The sequence below is a fragment of the Mesorhizobium sp. SARCC-RB16n genome (genome assembly GCF_008520305.1).
Taxonomy (GTDB): Bacteria; Pseudomonadota; Alphaproteobacteria; order Rhizobiales; family Rhizobiaceae; genus Mesorhizobium.
On the sequence record NZ_ML703255.1, the window covers coordinates 77152 to 95280 of the forward strand.

General features: G+C 62.7%; 18 protein-coding genes. 6 read left to right on the forward strand and 12 right to left on the reverse strand.

The genetic code is table 11. The annotated features are described in order from the left end of the window. Positions 1–60: 60 nt before the first annotated feature. The 5 genes from C7I87_RS03330 to C7I87_RS35095 all read right to left on the reverse strand — a co-directional run bounded on the left by C7I87_RS03330 (position 61) and on the right by C7I87_RS35095 (position 5360). Complete coding sequence (locus tag C7I87_RS03330) at positions 61–1671, reverse strand: ABC transporter substrate-binding protein (RefSeq protein WP_149902855.1); 1611 nt, start codon at positions 1669–1671, stop codon at positions 61–63. A 70-nt stretch (positions 1672–1741) separates the two neighbouring features. Then, positions 1742–2434 carry an HAD-IA family hydrolase gene (locus C7I87_RS03335; RefSeq protein WP_373424618.1) on the reverse strand — a complete coding sequence of 231 codons (693 nt, stop codon included), beginning with the start codon at positions 2432–2434 and terminating at the stop codon, positions 1742–1744. A gap of 266 nt (positions 2435–2700) precedes the next feature. Next, complete coding sequence (locus tag C7I87_RS03340; RefSeq protein WP_149902856.1) at positions 2701–4074, reverse strand: aspartate aminotransferase family protein; 1374 nt, start codon at positions 4072–4074, stop codon at positions 2701–2703. A gap of 126 nt (positions 4075–4200) precedes the next feature. Next, positions 4201–5040, reverse strand: coding sequence for a GNAT family N-acetyltransferase (locus C7I87_RS03345; RefSeq protein WP_149902857.1), 840 nt, complete (start codon positions 5038–5040; stop codon positions 4201–4203). Positions 5041–5219: 179 nt separating this feature from the next. Next, entirely contained in the window at positions 5220–5360 is a 141-nt protein-coding gene (locus C7I87_RS35095; RefSeq protein WP_188393716.1) for a hypothetical protein, read from the reverse strand. Here C7I87_RS35095 and C7I87_RS03350 point away from each other — a divergent pair. Together C7I87_RS03350 and C7I87_RS03355 are read left to right on the forward strand one after the other, a co-directional pair. Further along, on the forward strand, positions 5359–6027 hold the full coding sequence (locus tag C7I87_RS03350; RefSeq protein WP_149902858.1) for a haloacid dehalogenase type II: 669 nt from the start codon (positions 5359–5361) through the stop codon (positions 6025–6027). The genes C7I87_RS35095 and C7I87_RS03350 overlap by 2 nt on opposite strands. A gap of 16 nt (positions 6028–6043) precedes the next feature. After that, the gene (locus C7I87_RS03355) at positions 6044–7318 is read left to right on the forward strand and encodes an NAD(P)/FAD-dependent oxidoreductase (RefSeq protein WP_149902859.1); all 1275 of its coding nucleotides are present in this window, start codon (positions 6044–6046) and stop codon (positions 7316–7318) included. 23 nt (positions 7319–7341) lie between these two features. Here the strand turns inward: C7I87_RS03355 and C7I87_RS03360 are convergent, their stop codons facing one another. The 6 genes from C7I87_RS03360 to argE all read right to left on the reverse strand — a co-directional run bounded on the left by C7I87_RS03360 (position 7342) and on the right by argE (position 13922). Beyond that, complete coding sequence (locus C7I87_RS03360) at positions 7342–8799, reverse strand: NAD-dependent succinate-semialdehyde dehydrogenase (protein ID WP_149902860.1); 1458 nt, start codon at positions 8797–8799, stop codon at positions 7342–7344. Positions 8800–8816: 17 nt separating this feature from the next. After that, positions 8817–9860 carry a tartrate dehydrogenase gene (locus tag C7I87_RS03365; RefSeq protein WP_149902861.1) on the reverse strand — a complete coding sequence of 348 codons (1044 nt, stop codon included), beginning with the start codon at positions 9858–9860 and terminating at the stop codon, positions 8817–8819. 10 nt (positions 9861–9870) lie between these two features. After that, positions 9871–11334: an aldehyde dehydrogenase family protein gene (locus tag C7I87_RS03370; protein WP_149902862.1), complete on the reverse strand. Its 1464-nt coding sequence runs from the start codon at positions 11332–11334 to the stop codon at positions 9871–9873. 149 nt (positions 11335–11483) lie between these two features. Then, positions 11484–11837: a cupin domain-containing protein gene (locus C7I87_RS03375; RefSeq protein ID WP_149902863.1), complete on the reverse strand. Its 354-nt coding sequence runs from the start codon at positions 11835–11837 to the stop codon at positions 11484–11486. Between the two features lie 23 nt (positions 11838–11860). After that, positions 11861–12784 carry a 2-hydroxyacid dehydrogenase gene (locus C7I87_RS03380; RefSeq protein WP_149902864.1) on the reverse strand — a complete coding sequence of 308 codons (924 nt, stop codon included), beginning with the start codon at positions 12782–12784 and terminating at the stop codon, positions 11861–11863. Between the two features lie 13 nt (positions 12785–12797). Then, positions 12798–13922, reverse strand: coding sequence for an acetylornithine deacetylase (argE, locus tag C7I87_RS03385; RefSeq protein ID WP_149902865.1), 1125 nt, complete (start codon positions 13920–13922; stop codon positions 12798–12800). Between the two features lie 232 nt (positions 13923–14154). On the opposite strand from argE, the gene C7I87_RS03390 reads away from it, so the two are divergent. Genes C7I87_RS03390 through C7I87_RS36715 form a run of 3 tightly spaced genes read left to right on the forward strand, consistent with a single transcriptional unit; the run spans position 14155 to position 15464 of the window. Then, positions 14155–15057: a GNAT family N-acetyltransferase gene (locus tag C7I87_RS03390; protein WP_149902886.1), complete on the forward strand. Its 903-nt coding sequence runs from the start codon at positions 14155–14157 to the stop codon at positions 15055–15057. Between the two features lie 60 nt (positions 15058–15117). Then, a complete protein-coding gene (locus C7I87_RS03395) occupies positions 15118–15345 on the forward strand; it encodes an SDR family oxidoreductase (RefSeq protein WP_246696175.1) in 228 nt (75 codons plus the stop codon). Positions 15346–15350: 5 nt separating this feature from the next. Next, positions 15351–15464, forward strand: a complete 114-nt coding sequence (locus C7I87_RS36715; RefSeq protein ID WP_373424615.1) for a tautomerase family protein — start codon at positions 15351–15353, stop codon at positions 15462–15464. A gap of 389 nt (positions 15465–15853) precedes the next feature. Here the strand turns inward: C7I87_RS36715 and C7I87_RS03405 are convergent, their stop codons facing one another. Beyond that, entirely contained in the window at positions 15854–16867 is a 1014-nt protein-coding gene (locus C7I87_RS03405; RefSeq protein ID WP_246696176.1) for a LacI family DNA-binding transcriptional regulator, read from the reverse strand. Positions 16868–17066: 199 nt separating this feature from the next. On the opposite strand from C7I87_RS03405, the gene C7I87_RS03410 reads away from it, so the two are divergent. Beyond that, complete coding sequence (locus C7I87_RS03410) at positions 17067–18110, forward strand: ABC transporter substrate-binding protein (protein WP_149902867.1); 1044 nt, start codon at positions 17067–17069, stop codon at positions 18108–18110. The last annotated feature ends 19 nt before the right edge of the window (positions 18111–18129 follow it).

Below are 18129 nucleotides of genomic sequence, written 5' to 3' on the forward strand. Positions count from 1 at the left end.
CAAGCCATGTTGCGCAATAGGTGCCGGGGACCGGCTGTCCGGTCCCCGGGCAGGACCCTCTCAGGATTCGAGCCAGAGGTGTTCGGCCATTGCGTAGCCCATCATGCCACCAAGCGGGTTCGCCTCCAAACCCTTCACCTTGCTGGATAGCGCATCGACGTTGGAAATGTAGGCCGGGATGATGGTGCCCGCCTCCTCGGAGACCATGGCCTGCATCTGGTTGTAGATTTCCTTGCGCTTGGCCTGGTCGAGCGAGCCGCGAGCTTCGACAAGCAACTTGTCGAACTTCTCGGACTTGTACTGGCTTTCGTTCCAGGGCGCGTTGGAGGCATAAAGCAGCGAGAACAGGATGTCCGGGGTCGGGCGCGGATTGATGTTGCCGAAATGGACCGGCGCTTTGAGCCAGTAATTGTCCCAGTAGCCGTCTGCCGGGACGCGCTGGACGTCGAGCTTCATGCCGATGTCGGCGCCGGCGGCCTGGATGATGACAGCCATGTCGATCGACGAGGTCGCGGCGTCGGACGCGACCACCGGGATTGACTGGCCGAGCAGGCCCGCCTTCTGGAAGTGGAACTTCGCCTTGTCGGGGTCGAAACCCTTCGGCTTGAGGTCGGCATTGTGGAAGATGTTCGCCGGCGAGACAGGCTGGTCGTTGCCGATTTCACCGAGGCCGCGCAGTGCCGATTTGACGATCTGCTCGCGATTGACGAGATACTTCATGCCGGCCACGAAGTCGGCCTTGTTGCCTGGATCCATGTCGAGCCGGATGTTGAGATCCGTGTAGTTGCCCGAGGTTGTCTTCGACAATTCGAAACCCTGCTGGCCGGAGATGAGCTTCATCGCACGTGGATTGATCGAAGCGGCGAAATTGATGTCCCCTGACAAGAGTGCATTGACGCGGGCACTGTCGTCGCTGATGGCAATGAATTCGAACGAGTCCAGATAGGGCTTGCCCGACTTCCAGTAGTTTTTGTTCTTGGTGACGACCGATCGCACGCCCGGTTCGAACGTCTGGAGAACGAAGGCGCCCGTGCCGTTGCCCTTGGAAAAGTCGGTGGTGCCATCCGCCACGATCATGAAGTGATGCAATGCCAGGATGGTCGGAAGGTCGGCATTCGGATCGGCGAGGGTGATTTCGACGGTCGATTTGTCGACCGCCTTGAAGCCGGTCATCTGCGCGGCGATCTTGGCGACCTTGGAGCCGACCGCCTTGTCAAGGTGGCGCTTCAGCGAGAAGATGACGTCTTCGGCGGTGAGGTCCTTGCCGTCGTGGAAGGTGACGCCCTTGCGCAGCTTCACGGTCCAGGTCTTGGCGTCCTTGCTGTCGAAACTCTCGGCCAACTCCATCTGCGTCTTGCCATCCTTGTCGAGGAAGGTCAGGCGGTTATAGAGCGAGCAGCAGCGGACATAGTCGGTGGAGAGCGACGCCTTTGCCGGGTCGAGCGTGTCGGCGGTCGAGGACGACCAGCCGGCCGCCTTTAAATTTCCGCCGGAAACAGGCGTGGCGGCGACGGCTTGGGTCGCTCGGCCGAGCACCAAGCTGCCCGCAGCAACCGCAGCGCCGCCGGCCAGCAGCATCTTGAGGAGTTCGCGACGGTTGGCGCCCCGTCGAATGGCATTTTCGACCATTGCATCGTCTGCTCCGGTCCAGTTCGTGATCTTGTCGGTCATGTCATTCCCCTTTTCTGTTTTCCGTTGGTTCGCCTGGATGCTCGTCTTGCCGCGCGCTTTCCGGCCTGGCTCAGGTTCGTTCCTTCAGGCTTTCCCGCACGGCCACAGCCAATGCGGCCATCGACTTGAAGTGATAGTCCGGCACGGTGAAGCGCTCAGGCTCGATCGTGCCGCCATAGCCCTTCTGCGCATGCCGGCGCTCGATCCAGCAATTGGTCATGCCAAGCGTCCGGGATATGCCGATGTCGTGGTGCTGGCTTTGCGCGACGTGCAGGATGTCGTACTTGCTGTCGCCACGGACAGCCACGAAGTCGAAGACCTTCTGAAAAAAGGCCGGGTCGGGTTTTTCCGTGCCGGTATCGTCGGCCGTGAAGGTGGCGAAAAAGGATAATCCGAGCTGCTTCTCGAAATGGTCAAGCGCCCAGCGCCGGGCATTCGTCGTGGCGATCAGCTTGTGCGACTTCGCAAGGTCGGCCAATGCCGCCGCGCTGTCGGGGAAGTCCTTCCAAATGCTGGCTGAATCCCGCAGTCGGACACCATATTTCTCTTCGGTCGGCAGGCCGAGCCGCGGCGAGATGATACTGTAGACACGCACGAGATCGTCGGGAAACAAACCTGCATCGGGCATGTAGCGGGCCTGCCGGTAAAGGACGAGCGCCTCTTCGCTGTCGATCGAAACACCGGCCTCGGCGGCAATGCCAGCCAGGCAGGTCATTATACCGCCTTCGAAGTCGATCAGCGTGCCGACCACATCGAAAGTCATGTATTTGAATTCGCTAAAGCCCCTGGCCAAGACTGGCTCTCCTCTGCGCGCTGCCGAAATGCATGTGCTGAACAGAACAAAATTCCGTGCTGCCCGGGGCGTCGGCCGTTTCCGAAGGCCCGGAAATCGGGCTTTCTGGCCTTGTCTTAACTGCAGTCTGGCACTTCCTCCGCGCTGGATTCGCCGAAAAGGCGCAAGTGCGCGGCACAAAATTGCGAAATCGTCCGCCCCGGCGATATTTCGAGATGTGAAAAATTCGTCGCTCGTCATGCCATGGCCTGGCGGACGTCTGGATCGTCCAGCGTCTGGTCGAGAGTTCGGCGCGTGCGCTCGATGATCGCATCGATATCGCTGTCGGTACAGCACAGCGGCGGCGCATAGCCGAGAACCCCATGCGCGAAGGCACGGATGATGAGGCCATTGTCCCACGCCCTGTCGAAGACCCGCCGCGCCGGCATGGCCGAAGCGGGAAGCGGTGTTTTCTTCTGCTTATCAGTCACCAGTTCGACCGCTGCAAGCATGCCGCGGCCGCGCACCTCACCGACGAGCGGATGGTCGCTCAGGCTGTTCAATCCCGCCATCAGGCGTGCGCCGGCCCTGATGCCGTTCTCCAAAAGCCCATTTTCATAGAGCCTCAACACTTCGAGCGCGACGGCGGCGCTGACGGGATGGGCGGAGTAGGTGTAGCCGTGGCCGACCGCCGAAGCGCCCGCGCCGTCGGCGATCACGTCGTAGACATGATCGGCCATGAACACCGCGCCCATCGGAACATAGCCCGAGGTCAGGCCCTTCGCTGTCGTCATGAAGTCGGGAACGATGTCCTCCTCCGTGCAGGCGAACAGGGGCCCGGTGCGGCCGAAGCCGGTGATCACCTCGTCGGCGATGAACAAGATGCCGTACTCCCGGCAAAGCTCGCGTATCGCCTTGATCCAGCCTTTCGGGGGGACGATGACACCGCCAGAGCCCTGGATTGGCTCGGCATAGAAGGCGGCGACCCGCTCCGGGCCGATCGCCTCGATCTTGGCCTTCAGCGCGCCAAGCGATGCGGCGATGATGGCGTCGCCGTCCTCGCCCACCGGGTTGCGGTAGGGATAGGGGGAAAGAATCCTGTGCTGCCATTCGAAGGGAATGCCGAAACCGGCGTGAAAAGCGGGCAGTGCGGTCAGGCCCGCGCCGACCACCGACGACCCGTGATAACCCTGCTCGATCGAAATGAACTGGTCGCGTTGCGGCTCGCCCCTGGCATTCCAGTAGTAGCGGACGAAACGGATCGTGCTGTCGACCGCGTCCGACCCACCAAGGGTGAAATAGACGTGGTTCAGATCCCCGGGTGCGCGCTCGGCCAGTTCTGAGGCGAGCCGGATGGCTGGCTCCGAGCCGAGGTCGAAATAGGCGGTGGCGTAGGGAAGCTCGCGCATCTGCCGGGCCGCGGCCTCGATGATGCTGTCATGGCCGTAGCCTGCGTTGACGCACCACAATCCTGCGAAACCATCGACGAGTTGCTTACCGGACGCATCGGTCACGGTCGCACCCTTCGCCGATTTCAGCACGCGCACGCCGAGCGCCTCGTGGCCGCGATATGACGAAACCGGATGAATAAGATGGGCGCGGTCGAGTTCGATCAGGGAATTGGCGAGCATTGATACCTCCGGCTAGAGCATGATGCCGAAAAGTCTGAAGCGGCTTTCGGACGACATCATGCTCTATCCCTTTGATTTAGAGTCGGATTCAGAATTCGGATCCACTCGATCCGAAATCATCCGACTCTAGCCGAGCGCCTGGTTGGCGAGTGCGTAAACTTTTGGCCGCGCCTGTGCCGCGTCCGGCCTGGACGGACGGTCCATGGTCACGCCACCGCCGACATGGGCGAGGCCGATTTCTGTGAGCCAATCGGCGATGCCGCTCCTGCTGTCGGTATCCACGCGCAGGAAGGCGCGGAGGCGCGACGCGGCGAAAAAGCTGATCAGGCCCTTGGCGTCCTCGACACTTCCGGCGATCACGGGGCCGATCACCTCGCCGCGTCCGAACGGGCGGATCGCCGCATAGGCCTCGAGGGTGCCGTTGCGGCGGACGACGGCGAATTCCCCGCGCTCGGCAAGCGCATCGATCAGAGCTTCACGGTCCGCGCCATAGGCGTCGCGGTCCATCGCCTTGATTTCCGGCAGGTCGACAATGGCCGCGGCCTCCACCCCGGCAGGCGCATGAAGCTCCGCGACCTGGCCCTGATGCTGCAGGACCGTGCCGGAGGGCACAAAGCCTAGTTTCTCGTAGAGAGGCATGCCATCCCGCGTCGCGACTAGCCGCAGTGGACGGTCTTCGGCAAGGGCGAAGGCCTGCTCCATCAGCCGGCGGCCGAGCCCCTTGCCTCGCACATTCCTGTCGACAATCACCATGTTGATCATGGCGCAATTATCGCCATAGGGCGTAACCAGGATGGTTCCAGCGACCCGACCGTGATCGCCGAGGGCGACCGCGCCGCTGGAGAGTTGCAACGCCATCTGCCAGTCCTGCGGGCGATGCGGCCAGTTCTCCTGACGCGAAAGCGCGACGGCGCCCTCGATATGGTCCGGCCCGAACGCTCGGAGTTCGATTTCATCCTGCTGCATGAGGCATCCTTCCGTCTGCCGTAAGTCTCGACCATCGGCGCGCCGCAGATCGTCTGAAGGCGCTGGCTTCGGCGGTATCATTCGCCGTAGCGCGAGCGGTGCGCCGCATCTTGTGCTGGTGTCGCCCATGGCGGATGCGTTTCAGGTCGAGAAAGGCACACTCATTGGCCATCGGGATGCTACAGCGTGCCAAACCAGCAGGCGGATACGAAACTTTCTGCTTTCGGGAAGGCTATTTCGGTCAGGTGGCTCGCCGCCCGGCGGCCTATGATGAAATACATCCCAGCGCGGATGTGCTTCCACCGGAGATCGACGGACATGGCTTCCTTCAGGCCCAAATACATCACCTTCGACTGCTACGGCACGTTGACCCATTTCCAGATGGCGGAAGCGGCGCGCGACTTCTACGGCAGCCGGCTCGACGAGCCGCGCATGCAGGAGTTCATCAAGAATTTCGCGGCATATCGGCTCGACGAGATCCTGGGCGACTGGAAGCCCTATGCCGACGTCGTCCACAATGCGCTTGAGCGCGCCTGCAAGCGCAATGGCGTCGCCTTCAGGCCCGATGACGCCAGGATGGTCTATGAGCGTGTGCCGACCTGGGGGCCTCACGCGGATGTCCCGGCCGGCCTGGCGAAGGTCGCCAAGGAAATTCCGCTGGTCATCCTGTCCAACGCCATGAACGCGCAGATCATGTCCAACGTCGAGAAGCTCGGCGCGCCCTTCCATGCCGTCTATACGGCCGAGCAGGCGCAGGCCTACAAGCCCCGTTTCCAAGCGTTCGAATACATGTTCGACAGGCTGGGCTGCGGCCCGGAGGACATTCTTCACTGCTCGTCCTCGTTCCGCTACGACCTGATGTCGGCGCATGACCTCGGCATCAAGAACAAGGTCTGGGTCAACCGCGGCCACGAACCGGCCAACCCGTACTACGGCTATGTCGAGATATCGGACATTTTGGGCCTTCCAGGCGTGGTCGGTCTCTAAAACAGGCGGATTGCCGATGAAGTTCGTCTCCTACTGGCACGACACGGCTCCCGTCTTTACCGGCGGGGCGCAACACCCGGTCGAGGGGCACTATGATGCCGCCATCATCGGCGGCGGCTTTACCGGTCTCGCCGCCGCGCGCCAACTGGCGAAGGCCGGCGCGAAGGTGGCGGTGCTGGAGGCGGAGCGGGTGGGCTGGGGTGCATCGGGTCGCAATGGCGGGCATCTGAACAACGGGCTTGCCCACAGCTACCTCTCTGCCAAGGCGGAACTCGGCAAGGAACGCGCGATCGCGCTCTACCGGGCTCTGGACGACTCCGTCGACACCATCGAGGCACTGGTCGCGCATGAGGGCATCGATTGCAATTTCCGCCGCGCCGGCAAGCTCAAGCTCGCCTCCAAGCCGCAGCATTTCGAAGCGATCGCCCGCAACTTCGAAGCCATCCATGCCGAGGTGGATCCGGATACGGCGCTGCTGTCGGTAGATGCTCTGAAATCCGAAATCGGTTCGCCTTTCCATGGCGCGATGCTGTCGAAGAAGAGCGCCATGATGCATATGGGCCGCTATGTAGCCGGGCTGGCCACGGCGGCTGCCCGTCACGGCGCAATTATCCATGAGAACGCGGCGGTGACGGATCGCAAGCAGGTGGGAAAAAGGCATGAGTTGACCACGTCGCGTGGCCGCATCAGTGCCGATAATGTGCTGGTGGCGACCGGCGCCTATACCACGCCCGGGTTCGGCTATTTCCGCCGCAGGATCATCTCCGTCGGCAGCTTTATCATCGCCACGCGGCCGTTGAGCGACACCGAGATCGCCACGACCATGCCGGGCAACCGGACATGCGTGACATCGATGAACATCGGCAACTACTTCCGGCTTTCGCCTGACAATCGCCTGATCTTCGGCGGCCGCGCTCGCTTCTCCGCGACATCGGACCAGCGCTCCGACGCCAGGAGCGGCCAGATATTGCAGGCAAGCCTGGCCACGATCTTCCCGCAACTCGCCAAGGTCGAGATCGACTATTGCTGGGGCGGGCTGGTCGACATGACCAAGGACCGCTTTCCGCGGGCCGGCTACCATGACGGGGTCTGGTATGCGATGGGCTATTCCGGCCACGGTGCGCAGCTTTCCACGCATCTCGGCATGGTCCTGGCCGATGCCATGCTTGGCCGCGACGACCGCAATCCGCTGAAAGGACTCGAGTGGCCTGCCATCCCGGGCTATTCGGGCAAGCCGTGGTTCCTGCCTATGATCGGCCTCTATTATAAGGCGCTAGACCGGATCCAGTGACCTCCGATCCGACCGGGTCGGCTTCAGCCCAGCCCGCCGATGTGGAAGCTTTTCATCTCGAGATATTCCTCGATGCCCGCCTGCGCGCCTTCGCGCCCGAGGCCGGACTGCTTGACGCCGCCGAAGGGCGCCACCTCCATCGAGACCGAGCCGGTGTTGAGCCCAACCATGCCGAACTCCAGTGCCTCGCCGACGCGCCAGGCGCGTTTCAAATTTTCGGTGTAGAAGTAAGAGGCAAGCCCGTAGGGTGTACCGTTGGCCAGCGCGATCGCTTCCTCTTCCGTCTCGAAACGGAAAAGCGGTGCGACCGGGCCGAAGGTCTCCTCGTCGGCAAGCTGCATGTCGTTCGTGGCGCCGGTCAGCACTAGCGGCGCGACATATTGCAGGCCCTCCGGCAAAGCCGGCTTCTGCGTGATGATCTCAGCACCCTTGGCGAGCGCGTCCTCGACGTGGCGGTTTATCTTTTCGACCGCAGCCATGTTGATCATCGGTCCGATGGCGATGCCAGGCAGCGTGCCGGGCCCCACCGTCATGGCGTTGACGCGGGCGCTTAGCTTGGAGGCGAAGGCGTCATAGACTCCGGCCTGGACAAGGATGCGGTTGGCGCAGACGCAGGTCTGGCCGCCGTTACGGAACTTCGAGACGAGCGCGCCCTCGACGGCGAGATCGAGATCGGCGTCGTCGAAGACGATGAAGGGCGCGTTGCCGCCAAGTTCGAGGCTCAAGCGCTTCACACTGTCGGCCGCGCCGCGCATGAGCAGCGAGCCGACCCGCGTCGAGCCAGTGAAGGAGATCTTGCGCACCGTCTCGTTCGCCATGATCTCGTTGCCGATCTCGGCTGGCATGCCGGTGACGATGTTGATGACGCCGGCGGGGATGCCCGCCCGTTCGGCGAGTACGCCGAGCGCCAGCGCCGAATAGGGCGTGAACTCGGACGGCTTGATAACCACCGTGCAGCCGGCGGCCAGCGCCGGCGCGACCTTGCGGGTGATCATCGCGTTGGGAAAGTTCCACGGCGTGATGATGCCGCAGACGCCCACCGGCTCCTTCAGGACGATGATGCGGCGGTCGGATGTGGGCGAGGGGATGGTGTGGCCGTTGATGCGGCGCGCTTCCTCGGCAAACCATTTAACGAAGGATGCGCCGTAGCGGATCTCGCCCTTGGCCTCGTCCAGGGGCTTGCCTTGTTCCGTCGTGAGGATCAGCGCGAGATCGTCAAGATGCGCCAGCATCAGGCCATGCCATGCTTCCAGGAGCGCCGCGCGTTCGGCGTTGGTCTTCTTCCTCCAATCTCCATAGGCGGAAGCCGCGGCCTTTATCGCCGCACGGGTCTCCGTACCGGCCATGTCGGGTACTGTGCCGATCGCCAATTGAGTGGCCGGGTCGAGCACATCGACGGTTTTGCCGGAGCCGGCGGCGACCCATCTGCCGCCGATCAGGCCGGCTTCGCGGAAGAGATCTTCGTCTTTCAGGTTTTTCATCGAAAAATGCCTTGCAATCAGGTGAGTGCGGCGACGACGGCCGCTGTGATGGCTTCCGTCCTGTCCTTCCCGGGAGCGGTTCCAATGCCGCGCGCGGTTGTCGCTTCGACCGCCTTCATGACGCGGCCGGCCGCAGCCGTTTCGCCGAGATGTTCGAGCATCATCGCGCCGGACCATATGGTGGCGATCGGGTTGGCGATGCCCAGATGCGCGATGTCTGGTGCGGAGCCGTGCACCGGCTCGAACATGGACGGCGCCGAGCGGTCGGGGTTGATGTTGGCGGAGGCGGCGTAGCCAAGCCCGCCCTGGATCGCCGCGCCGATGTCGGTGAGGATATCGCCGAACAGGTTGGAGGCGACGACCACGTCGAGGCTCTCCGGCGCCATGATCATGCGCGCGGCCAGCGCATCGACATGATAGCTGGTCACAGCCACGTCAGAGTACTCCGCAGCCAGCTTTCGCGTGATCTCGTCCCAGAACACCATCGAGTATTTCTGCGCGTTGGACTTGGTGACGGAGGCGAGCTTGCCGCGCCGTGTCCGCGCCTGCTCGAAGCCGAAGCGCAGGATGCGCTCGACGCCGGCGCGGGTGAAGATCGAGGTCTCCACGGCGACCTCGTCCAGAGTGCCTTGATGCACACGCCCGCCGGCGCCCGAATACTCGCCTTCCGTGTTCTCGCGGATGCACAATATGTCGAAGCTCTCAGCCCGCAGCGGACCCGTCACGCCCGGCAGCAGGCGATGCCGCCTTATGTTGGCGTATTGCACGAACGCCTTGCGGATCGGCAGCAAAAGACCATGCAGCGAAACGGAATCCGGCACTTCTGCCGGCCAGCCGACGGCACCGAGCAGGATGGCATCGAAGCCGCGCAAGGTCTGGACGCCGTCCTCCGGCATCATGCGGCCGGTATCCCGGTAGAATTTGCAGGACCAGGGGAATTCGGTTCCGGCCAAGGCAAAGCCGGCGTGATTGGCCGCCGTCTGCAGCACGGACCAGGCAGCGGCGGTCACGTCGGGGCCGATGCCGTCACCGGGGATCAGGGCGATCGAATAGGACTTCATCGGCATCTCTCTAGAGGCTGATCAGGACGCTCTTGGTCCTTCGATTGGCGAGATAGGCCTCGCGGCCCAGGTCCTTGCCGATGCCGGAACGCTTGTAGCCGCCGGTCGGCAGGATATGGTCGCGCGAGCGGCTGTAGCGGTTGACCCAGACGGTGCCCGCTTCAAGCTTGCGCGCGAAGCGGATGGTGCGGGACAGGTCGGAGGTGAACAGGCCGGCAGCCAGCCCGTAGGTCGGATGGTTGGACAGCGCCAGCGCCTCCTCCTCGGTCTCGAAGGTCTGCATCGTCAGGACCGGGCCGAAGATCTCCTCGACGATCGCCGGATTGGCCTGGTCGACATCTCTAATCAGCGTCGGCTCGTAGAAATAGCCGGCATGGCCCATGGCGGTGCCGCCAGTCAGGCATTCGCCGCCGGCCTCAACCGCGGCCCGCACGATGCCGTCGATACGCGCCCGCTGCCGTTCCGAGACGATGGGGGAGTACTGCGTCGTCGCGTCCCAGGTCGGGCCGGGCCGCACCGCCTTCATCCGTTCCAGGATGGCGGCTGTCAGCCTGTCGGCCACGCTCTTCTCGACGATCAGCCGCGTGCCGGCCACACAGGCCTGGCCGGCATTGAAGGTGACGCTGCCGGCGATCGCTGATGCCGCCTTGTCGAGATCGGCATCGGCAAAGACGAGCTGCGGGCTCTTGCCGCCGAGTTCAAGCGTCATTGGCTTGACGCCGGTGCGGGCGATATTCTCCATGATCGCCGATCCGGCGCGGGTCGAGCCGGTGAAGCTCACCTTGGCGATCTCGGGATGGCCGGTCAGCGCCGTGCCGGTTATCGGACCGTCTCCCAGCACGACGTTTATGAGCCCTGCGGGCAGGCCCGCTTTAACGGCGAGTTGCGCCATATAGACTGCCGAAAAGGGCGTCATTTCCGACGGCTTCAGCACGACCGCGTTGCCCGCGGCCAATGCCGGACCGAGCTTCCATCCAGCCATCGAGATCGGAAAATTCCAGGGCGTGATCGCACCGACCACGCCATAGGGCTCGCTCATGATCATGCCGAGACTGGCGTCGTCGGTGGGCGCGAGCTCGCTGCCTTCCTTGTCGGCGAATTCGGCAAAGAAACGGATTTGCTCGGCGGTAATGGCTATGTCGCCGGCGACGAGTTGGCCGACGGGCCGCGTCGAGCACAGCGCCTCGATCCTGGCTAGTGTTGCCGCTTCCGCTTCGATCAGATCGGCCCAGGCCTGGAGTGCCTTGGTGCGCTCACGCGGCCGGACGCCGCCCCAGTTGCTGGCCCTCAGCGCCGCCTTGGCGCTCTCCACCGCACGCTCGACCATGTCTATGCCGGCCACGGGACAGGAAACATATGATTTGCCGTCCGACGGGCGGCGCATCTCGATTCCGCCCTCAGCCGGAATCAACTCCCCGCCGATGAAATGGCCGACGGGAAGGGGGATTGTATCGGGATCGAAGCTCAGGCTCATCGACAACCACTCTGCGGCATCGACAGGAGCCTAGCGCGTGCCGGCACGCAGCATGCGCTGTTCGGCGTTCCGCCACCGACGAATGTTGTGTGCTGGGTGAGGGGGACGGCAAAATCTTCCGCGCGGGCCAGCACCTCGCTTGGATCCTGTCATCCCACGGTCACGTAGATCTTGCGCACCGTTTCGATCGTTTTCCAAATGCCCGTGAAGCCAGGTTTCATCACAAAGCTGTCGCCGGCGCGGTAGGTCATCGGCGCGCCGACATCGGGCGTGATTTCAATGACGCCGGAGAGGATGTGGCAGAACTCGAATGTCTCGCCCTTGATCGAGCGCGTCTCGCCTGGGGTCGCTTCCCAGACGCCTGTATGGACGAGGTCGTCCTTGGAGACGTCCTGCGCCCAGGTCTTGAAGGCAGGGTCGCCGGCGATCAGCCGCTCAGGCAGCGCCTTGGATTCGCGCGGCGAAAAGACTGGGTTGGGATCGACGGTCTTGAGCTGGGACAAGGGATGACCTTTCTGGTTGGACTTCAATAACCGCGCGACCGGTCGACGAGCCCGATGGGGTCGAGCCCGGCGCGGTGGCGACGGATATTGTCGATGACGGCGCGTGCGGCGGTCGCGGGCTGGGTGACGCTGGCGACATGCGGGGTCAAAATGACCTTTTGATGCGACCAGACCGGATGGCCCGCCGGCAGCGGCTCGGGATCGGTGACGTCGATCATCGCCGCAGAAAGATGGCCGCTGTCGAGCGCGGCGACAAGCGCTTCATGATTGAGCTGTGGCCCCCGGCCGGTGTGGACGAGCGCCGCACCGCTGGGCAGTTTCGCCAACAGGCCGGCATCGAGGAAGCCGCGGGTCTCCTCGGTCAGTGGCAGCAGGCAGATCAAAATGTCGCTGGCCGCGAGCATCTCGTTCAGCCCGGGCTCGCCATGATGACAGGTGACGCCCTCGATCCGCCGCGGCGAGCGGCTCCATCCGGCAAGCGGGAAGCCGAAGGGCTTCAGACGGTCAAGCACGGCTTGGCCGAGTTGCCCGAGGCCGAGCACGCCAACCCGGCGCGACCCGGCCTGCGGCTGTGCAATATCGGCCCATTCGCCGGCGCGCTGCTGTGCCAGATATCCAGGCAGGTTGCGGTGGAGCGCGAGCACAGCAAGCGTCACATATTCCTGCATCATGCGCACGATGCCTTCCTCGATCATGCGCACGATCTTCACGTTCGCCGGCACCGCATCGAAGTGAAACTGGTCGACGCCGGCGCCGATGGAAAACAGGATTTTCAGGTTCCTGTAGCGGGTGAGATTTTCCGGCAAGGTCCAGGTGATGAGATAACGCACGGTGTCGGGATCGACTGTCCCAGCATCAATCGTGAAGGGGATGTCCGGCAATTCTTTGGCGAAAGCATCGGCGAAGACTGCGCCGCGCCGCGCATCGGAATTGAACAGGAATGTCATTTCCGGTTCCCCTTCAGACCGCGCAACGGACACCCAGCACTTCGATCATCCGCTGGCAGGTGGCGAGTTCACTGGCGAGAATGAATTCGTCCGGCTTGTGGGCGCGGGCAATGTCGCCCGGGCCGCAGATGATCGCGTCGAAGCCGGCAGCCTGGTAGAGCCCACCCTCCGTGCCGTAGCTGACGGCGGCAAGCGGCGCTTCGCCGGTCAACTCGCCCAGCAGTGCCGCCAGGCTCGCGTCTTGCTGCAGCGATAGCGCCGGATAGGCGCTCATTGGCACCCACTCTATCCGAAAGCCTGCGGCCGCGAGTGCTTCGGCCCGCGCCTTGACCGGCGCGAGCAGGCTGGCAGGGTCGACACCGGGTATGGCACGCGCCTCGAGGTCCAGCGTGCAGCTGTCGGGGATGATGTTGACCGACTGTCCGCCCGCGATCACGCCAGCCTGCAGCGAAGAATAGGCTGGCTCGAAGGCAGGATCGAAAGGACCATGCGTCAGCCGCTCGGCCTCACTCACGGCAGCGGCGAGCACTTCGGACATCGCATGGATCGTGTTGAGCCCGAGGTCCGGCCGTGAGGAATGGCCTGCACGTCCCTTGATGGTCACGCGGGCGGCCGCCTTGCCCTTGTGGCCGAGCACGGCGCGCATGCCGCTCGGCTCGCCGACGATCACACCGAGCGGCTTCGCGCAAAGTTCGGCAAGGCGTGCGATCAAATGCGGCACGCCGTGGCATCCCACTTCCTCGTCATAGGAGAAGGCGAAATGGATTGGCTTGGCTAAGCGCAGCTTCGCCAGCGTGGGCAAGGCGGCTAGCACGGCGGCCAGAAACCCTTTCATGTCCGTTGTGCCGCGTCCATAAAGCCGCTCGCCATCCCGGCGCAGCGTGAAAGGAGCCGAACTCCATTGGGGCTCGCCGGCGGGAACGACGTCCAAATGGCCGGACAGGATATAGCCCGGAACATCGGCAGGGCCGATCGTCGCAAAAATATTGGAACGGTCGCCTTCCGGCCCCGGCAGCACCGTGACCTGCGCGCCGTGCTCCGCGAGATAGGCCTCGATCCAGCCGGCGATGTCATCGTTCGGCTTGCCGGCGACCGATGGAAAGGCGACGAGACGGTCGAGGATGTCGAAGACGTCCATTCCTGCCCTCAAAACATTTGGGTGCGCCGGATTGGTGCCGTCGACCATAAGCTTCAACAATTCGAAAGAGGATGTGCGCGTTCTTTCGCGATTGCGTGCCGAAAGCGGAAGTGTTTCAGTCGAATCTTGCGTTGGTGCGTGGCTTTCTAGCAAATCGTATCGGCAGTTTGTTTTAGCGTTGGCAGGAGCATGGGTGGCCTGTGTGTCGCTCGTTACGCGGTCTTTCAGAGGCATGGAATTGAAGCCGTCCGGAAGCTTGAAAATCGATGCCTTCTCAATGCGGATCGGCGACATCGAAGGCGTCGAACTTGACCGGTTGCACGCGCACTCTCTATCCGTGGGATGGCCGCATCGCGCCGAGGACTGGCAATTCCTGCGCGAATCGGGACGGGGGTTCGTTGCGCTCGACGAGATTGGCCGGGTGCTCGGCTCGGCCATGTGGTTCCCGCATGGCGACGATTTCGCGACCGTAGGGATGGTCATTACCTCGCCGCGGCTGCAGACGCTGGGAGCCGGCCAGTGGCTGATGAAGCGGGTCTTCGACAACGTGGTCGGGCGCGACTTGCGCCTCAATGCGACCCGGGCGGCAAAGCGGCTCTATCTTTCGCTCGACTTCAAGCCGGAGAAGACCGTCTATCACTGCCATGGGATTGCCCGCGCCGCCACGGCGACTGGAGGGGACAGGGAGTGTGGCGAGCTGCGTCGGCTGCTGGCTGAGCACTTGCCGGCGATCATCGCGCTCGATGCGGTCGGTTTCGGGGTGCATAGAGCGGCACTTGTCGAAAAGCTGTTCGAACAATCTGTTGGCTACGGGCTCTTTAACGAGGGGGCGCTCAAGGCCTTCGCTCTCTGCCGGCCCTTTGGCCGCGGCCATGTCATCGGTCCGGTCCTAGCGAAGCGAGATACCGATGCCATCGCAGTGGTCCGGCCGCACATCGCCGATCATTCGGGAAGTTTCCTCCGGGTGGACACGCATATGGGAAGCGGCGAATTCGCCGCCTTTCTGGCGCACAGCGGAATGGCGGTCTTCGACACGGTACTGACCATGTCGATGGGCAAACGCCTCGCCGATTTTGCGGTCGACGGTGCGGCTACACCGGTAACTTATGCTCTGGCCAGTCAAACTCTCGGATAGGTCAGCCGAGGATGCGGGCCGTCGCGGCTGCCTATGGAAGTGCTCAGGATGGAGTCTGCCATGGAGGGCACGAACATCCGCACAGCGACCCTCTATCCGGCAGCGATCAGCACCGAACTGCTGGGCGGGATCACCGACCCGGGCGCGGCCGACGCCATGAAGTCCCTCTATGACAAGCATGCGATCACTCCGGACCGGGTCGCCAACGTGGTTTCGTTCGCGATCGACGCGCCCGAGGACATGACGATCAGCGAGTTCACGGTCGGCCCGACCAGCCAGGCTTGGTGAGTGTCATGCCCCATGTGATCGTGAAGTTGTGGCCGGGCAAATCTGAACAGCAGAAGACTGAGCTTGCAGAAGCAATCACCAAGAATACGAGTCCGTATCGGTCGGCTTCGAAGAGGTAAGTTCCGGCGAGTGGCGCGAAAAGGTCTATGTTCCCGACATCATCGACCAGCGAGACAGGATCTACAAAAGACCCGGTTACAAGATGTGAGACGACGGAAACGTGACGAACTTACAAAATACGCGGCCAGCGACGATCTGCCGTGAGGCCATGAGCACCTTGGTCGGCCGCTATCAGATGCAAGTTGTGACGTGGGGAACTCTTTGGAATTCGTTCCCATGGTCCTATCTTGCGGTCGCTCGCAGCCGGTTCGAGGTTGCGTGGCCGACGGTGGGGGAAAACTCCACCGCGTCGATCGAGAGGTAACCCCGAGGACGCAGCACAGAACTCGAATACTTCGAGGTCATGGCGGCGGTTCCAATCAACGGCCAAATTGTTCTTGCGTCCCGTCTATTCGCCAGCGTCGAATTCACCTTTGAACAAGATTGCCTCCACCGGCCCCGCCGGATCAGTGATCCGCCTCTCCAGCACTTCGACAAGTGTACGCCCAACCGCGGCCATATCGACGGAATGAACGCCAATTTTCGCCGGCAGGAAGCGTGCCAACCGCGTGCTGTCACGAGTGACAATGTGGACGTCGCTCCCCAGCGCAAGACCTCTTTTGCCAAGAACATGTAACGCCCCTAGAAGGCCCAGTTCGTTGGCGCATGCCAGGCCCGTCGGGGGATCTGACGACGCCAGCAGGCGATCGAACCAGGCTGCGCTCGATTCCATAGTGAACGTGCCATGGCTGATCAGTGACTGGTCGATCGGAATGCCGGCCTCGGCCATCGCTCTCCGATAGCCTATCAGACGCGTGGCGCTCGCCTGGTCTTTGGGCACGAGGAGTTGCAGCGCAATACGCCGACAGCCTTTGTCCACGAGCCGTCGGGTCGCGTCGTAGGCGATCTGCTCATTGTCGATATCGACATAGGGATAGGCGATGTCCAGATCGGTTCTGCCGAAGGTGACGAACGGTATCGCCTGGTCAAGCAGCAGCTTAACGCGTGCATCGCCCGAGACCATGCGCGTGATGATCAATCCGTCCGCGCTGCGCGCCTGAAGCAGACGTCGCATGCTTTCGACTGGATCGTCGTCGGGCGTGGTGGAATATATTGAAAGGCTATAGCCCGTTTGCCTCGCCGCCAGCGTCATGCCCTCGATCAGGGGAAGCTTGGCCAGATCGGACAGGTAATCGCTCGTCTCCATCGGCAGTACTGCGGTCAGCGTCATTGTGCGTCCGGTTTTGAGCGCGCGACCGTGATGATCCGGCACGTACCCGACGCGCTTCGCCACCTCCTTGACCCGCGCCACGGTCAAGGGATGCACTTCCGGCCCGTCCTTCAGAGCGCGCGATACGGTCGTCACCGAAAGAGAAAGTTCCGCCGCTATCTGTTTTAGATTGGCCATGTCGCCCGACTTCATTTGCGGAAGCGTCGGCTGATTTTGCCGAGCTTCGTAACGTTACCGGATTCGACCTGACGGTCAAATCCGACGCCACCACAACCGAATGGTCCGTCTGAAAGCAGCTTGACTCCATAACGTTTCGCTGCAATCGTAACGTTACGATTGCGTAAAAGTCCGCCTAAGCGACATTCTGATAAATCCTGGAGGAGGAGAACCCATGTCCTGGCTACCACGCATTTCCCTTGTCGTGATCGCAGTCTCGGCTGCCTTGCCCGCCTATGCCCAAACGGTCACCATCACGACCGCCGGCGGCGACTATGGCAAAGCCATGAAGGAGGCCATGTGGGAACCCGCCGCCAAAGAGCTTGGCTATGATGTCCACGAGGAGACGCAGAGCGACGGGCTTGCCGCGTTGAAGATGCAAGTCACCTCGGGTGCGGTCACCACCGACATCATCCATCTCGGTTCACCGGAAGGCGCGCAGGCGGCCGCGCAGTCGTTGCTGGAGCCGCTTGACTACAAGATCATCGATCCCAAATCCGTACCGGCTGGCGCAAAGTCCGATTACTGCTATCCGTTCGATTCCTACGGCACCGTCATGTCGTGGAATACCAAGACCCTCGGCGAGAACCCGCCGAAGACCTGGGCGGAGTTCTGGGATGTCGCGAAATTTCCGAATCGTCGCGCCCTGCGCGCCAACGCGCAGGACCTGATCGAGATCGCACTGCTCTCCGACGGCGTGGCGCCGGCAGACGTCTATACCGTACTTAGCACGCCGGAAGGTCTGCAGCGCGCCATCAAGCGGCTTGAGGCGATCAAGCCAGACGTCTCGGTGTGGTGGACCTCGGGAGCGCAGTCGGCGCAGTTGCTGAAAGACGGCGAAGCGGATCTGGTCGTTACCTGGAACGGACGGGCTCAGACCGTGAAGGCGGATGGCGGCGCCGTAGACTACACGTTCAAGGGTTCCGTTATCGGCACGGATTGCCTCGGTGTGCCGAAGGGAGCCCAGAACAAGGATGCGGCCATGAAGCTCATTGCAGCGATGACGCAGCCCGCGCGCGTGGCGAAGCTCACCGACTTCATCGCCTATGGCCCGGTCAATCCCGCAGCATATGAAGGAGACCTTATTCCGAAAGATCGTCTGAAGACCCTGGCGACGGCGCCCGAAAATGCCGGCACCTCGGTGTTCTCGAATGCCGACTGGTGGGTCAAGAACGGTGAAGCCGCACAAAAGGCCTTCGATGAAATGATCAGCCGCTGACGCTCCAATGCATCAGTCG

What these genes read in the sequence shown, in the direction of transcription:
- C7I87_RS03330 (WP_149902855.1), bottom strand. Translation starts at nt 1,671, where the DNA reads ATGACCGACAAGATCACGAACTGGACCGGAGCAGACGATGCAATGGTC.
- C7I87_RS03335 (WP_373424618.1), bottom strand. Translation starts at nt 2,434, where the DNA reads ATGACTTTCGATGTGGTCGGCACGCTGATCGACTTCGAAGGCGGTATA.
- C7I87_RS03340 (WP_149902856.1), bottom strand. Translation starts at nt 4,074, where the DNA reads ATGCTCGCCAATTCCCTGATCGAACTCGACCGCGCCCATCTTATTCAT.
- C7I87_RS03345 (WP_149902857.1), bottom strand. Translation starts at nt 5,040, where the DNA reads ATGCAGCAGGATGAAATCGAACTCCGAGCGTTCGGGCCGGACCATATC.
- C7I87_RS03350 (WP_149902858.1), top strand. Translation starts at nt 5,359, where the DNA reads ATGGCTTCCTTCAGGCCCAAATACATCACCTTCGACTGCTACGGCACG.
- C7I87_RS35095 (WP_188393716.1), bottom strand. Translation starts at nt 5,360, where the DNA reads ATGTCCGTCGATCTCCGGTGGAAGCACATCCGCGCTGGGATGTATTTC.
- C7I87_RS03355 (WP_149902859.1), top strand. Translation starts at nt 6,044, where the DNA reads ATGAAGTTCGTCTCCTACTGGCACGACACGGCTCCCGTCTTTACCGGC.
- C7I87_RS03360 (WP_149902860.1), bottom strand. Translation starts at nt 8,799, where the DNA reads ATGAAAAACCTGAAAGACGAAGATCTCTTCCGCGAAGCCGGCCTGATC.
- C7I87_RS03365 (WP_149902861.1), bottom strand. Translation starts at nt 9,860, where the DNA reads ATGAAGTCCTATTCGATCGCCCTGATCCCCGGTGACGGCATCGGCCCC.
- C7I87_RS03370 (WP_149902862.1), bottom strand. Translation starts at nt 11,334, where the DNA reads ATGAGCCTGAGCTTCGATCCCGATACAATCCCCCTTCCCGTCGGCCAT.
- C7I87_RS03380 (WP_149902864.1), bottom strand. Translation starts at nt 12,784, where the DNA reads ATGACATTCCTGTTCAATTCCGATGCGCGGCGCGGCGCAGTCTTCGCC.
- argE (WP_149902865.1), bottom strand. Translation starts at nt 13,922, where the DNA reads ATGGACGTCTTCGACATCCTCGACCGTCTCGTCGCCTTTCCATCGGTC.
- C7I87_RS03390 (WP_149902886.1), top strand. Translation starts at nt 14,155, where the DNA reads ATGGAATTGAAGCCGTCCGGAAGCTTGAAAATCGATGCCTTCTCAATG.
- C7I87_RS03395 (WP_246696175.1), top strand. Translation starts at nt 15,118, where the DNA reads ATGGAGGGCACGAACATCCGCACAGCGACCCTCTATCCGGCAGCGATC.
- C7I87_RS36715 (WP_373424615.1), top strand. Translation starts at nt 15,351, where the DNA reads ATGCCCCATGTGATCGTGAAGTTGTGGCCGGGCAAATCTGAACAGCAG.
- C7I87_RS03405 (WP_246696176.1), bottom strand. Translation starts at nt 16,867, where the DNA reads ATGAAGTCGGGCGACATGGCCAATCTAAAACAGATAGCGGCGGAACTT.
- C7I87_RS03410 (WP_149902867.1), top strand. Translation starts at nt 17,067, where the DNA reads ATGTCCTGGCTACCACGCATTTCCCTTGTCGTGATCGCAGTCTCGGCT.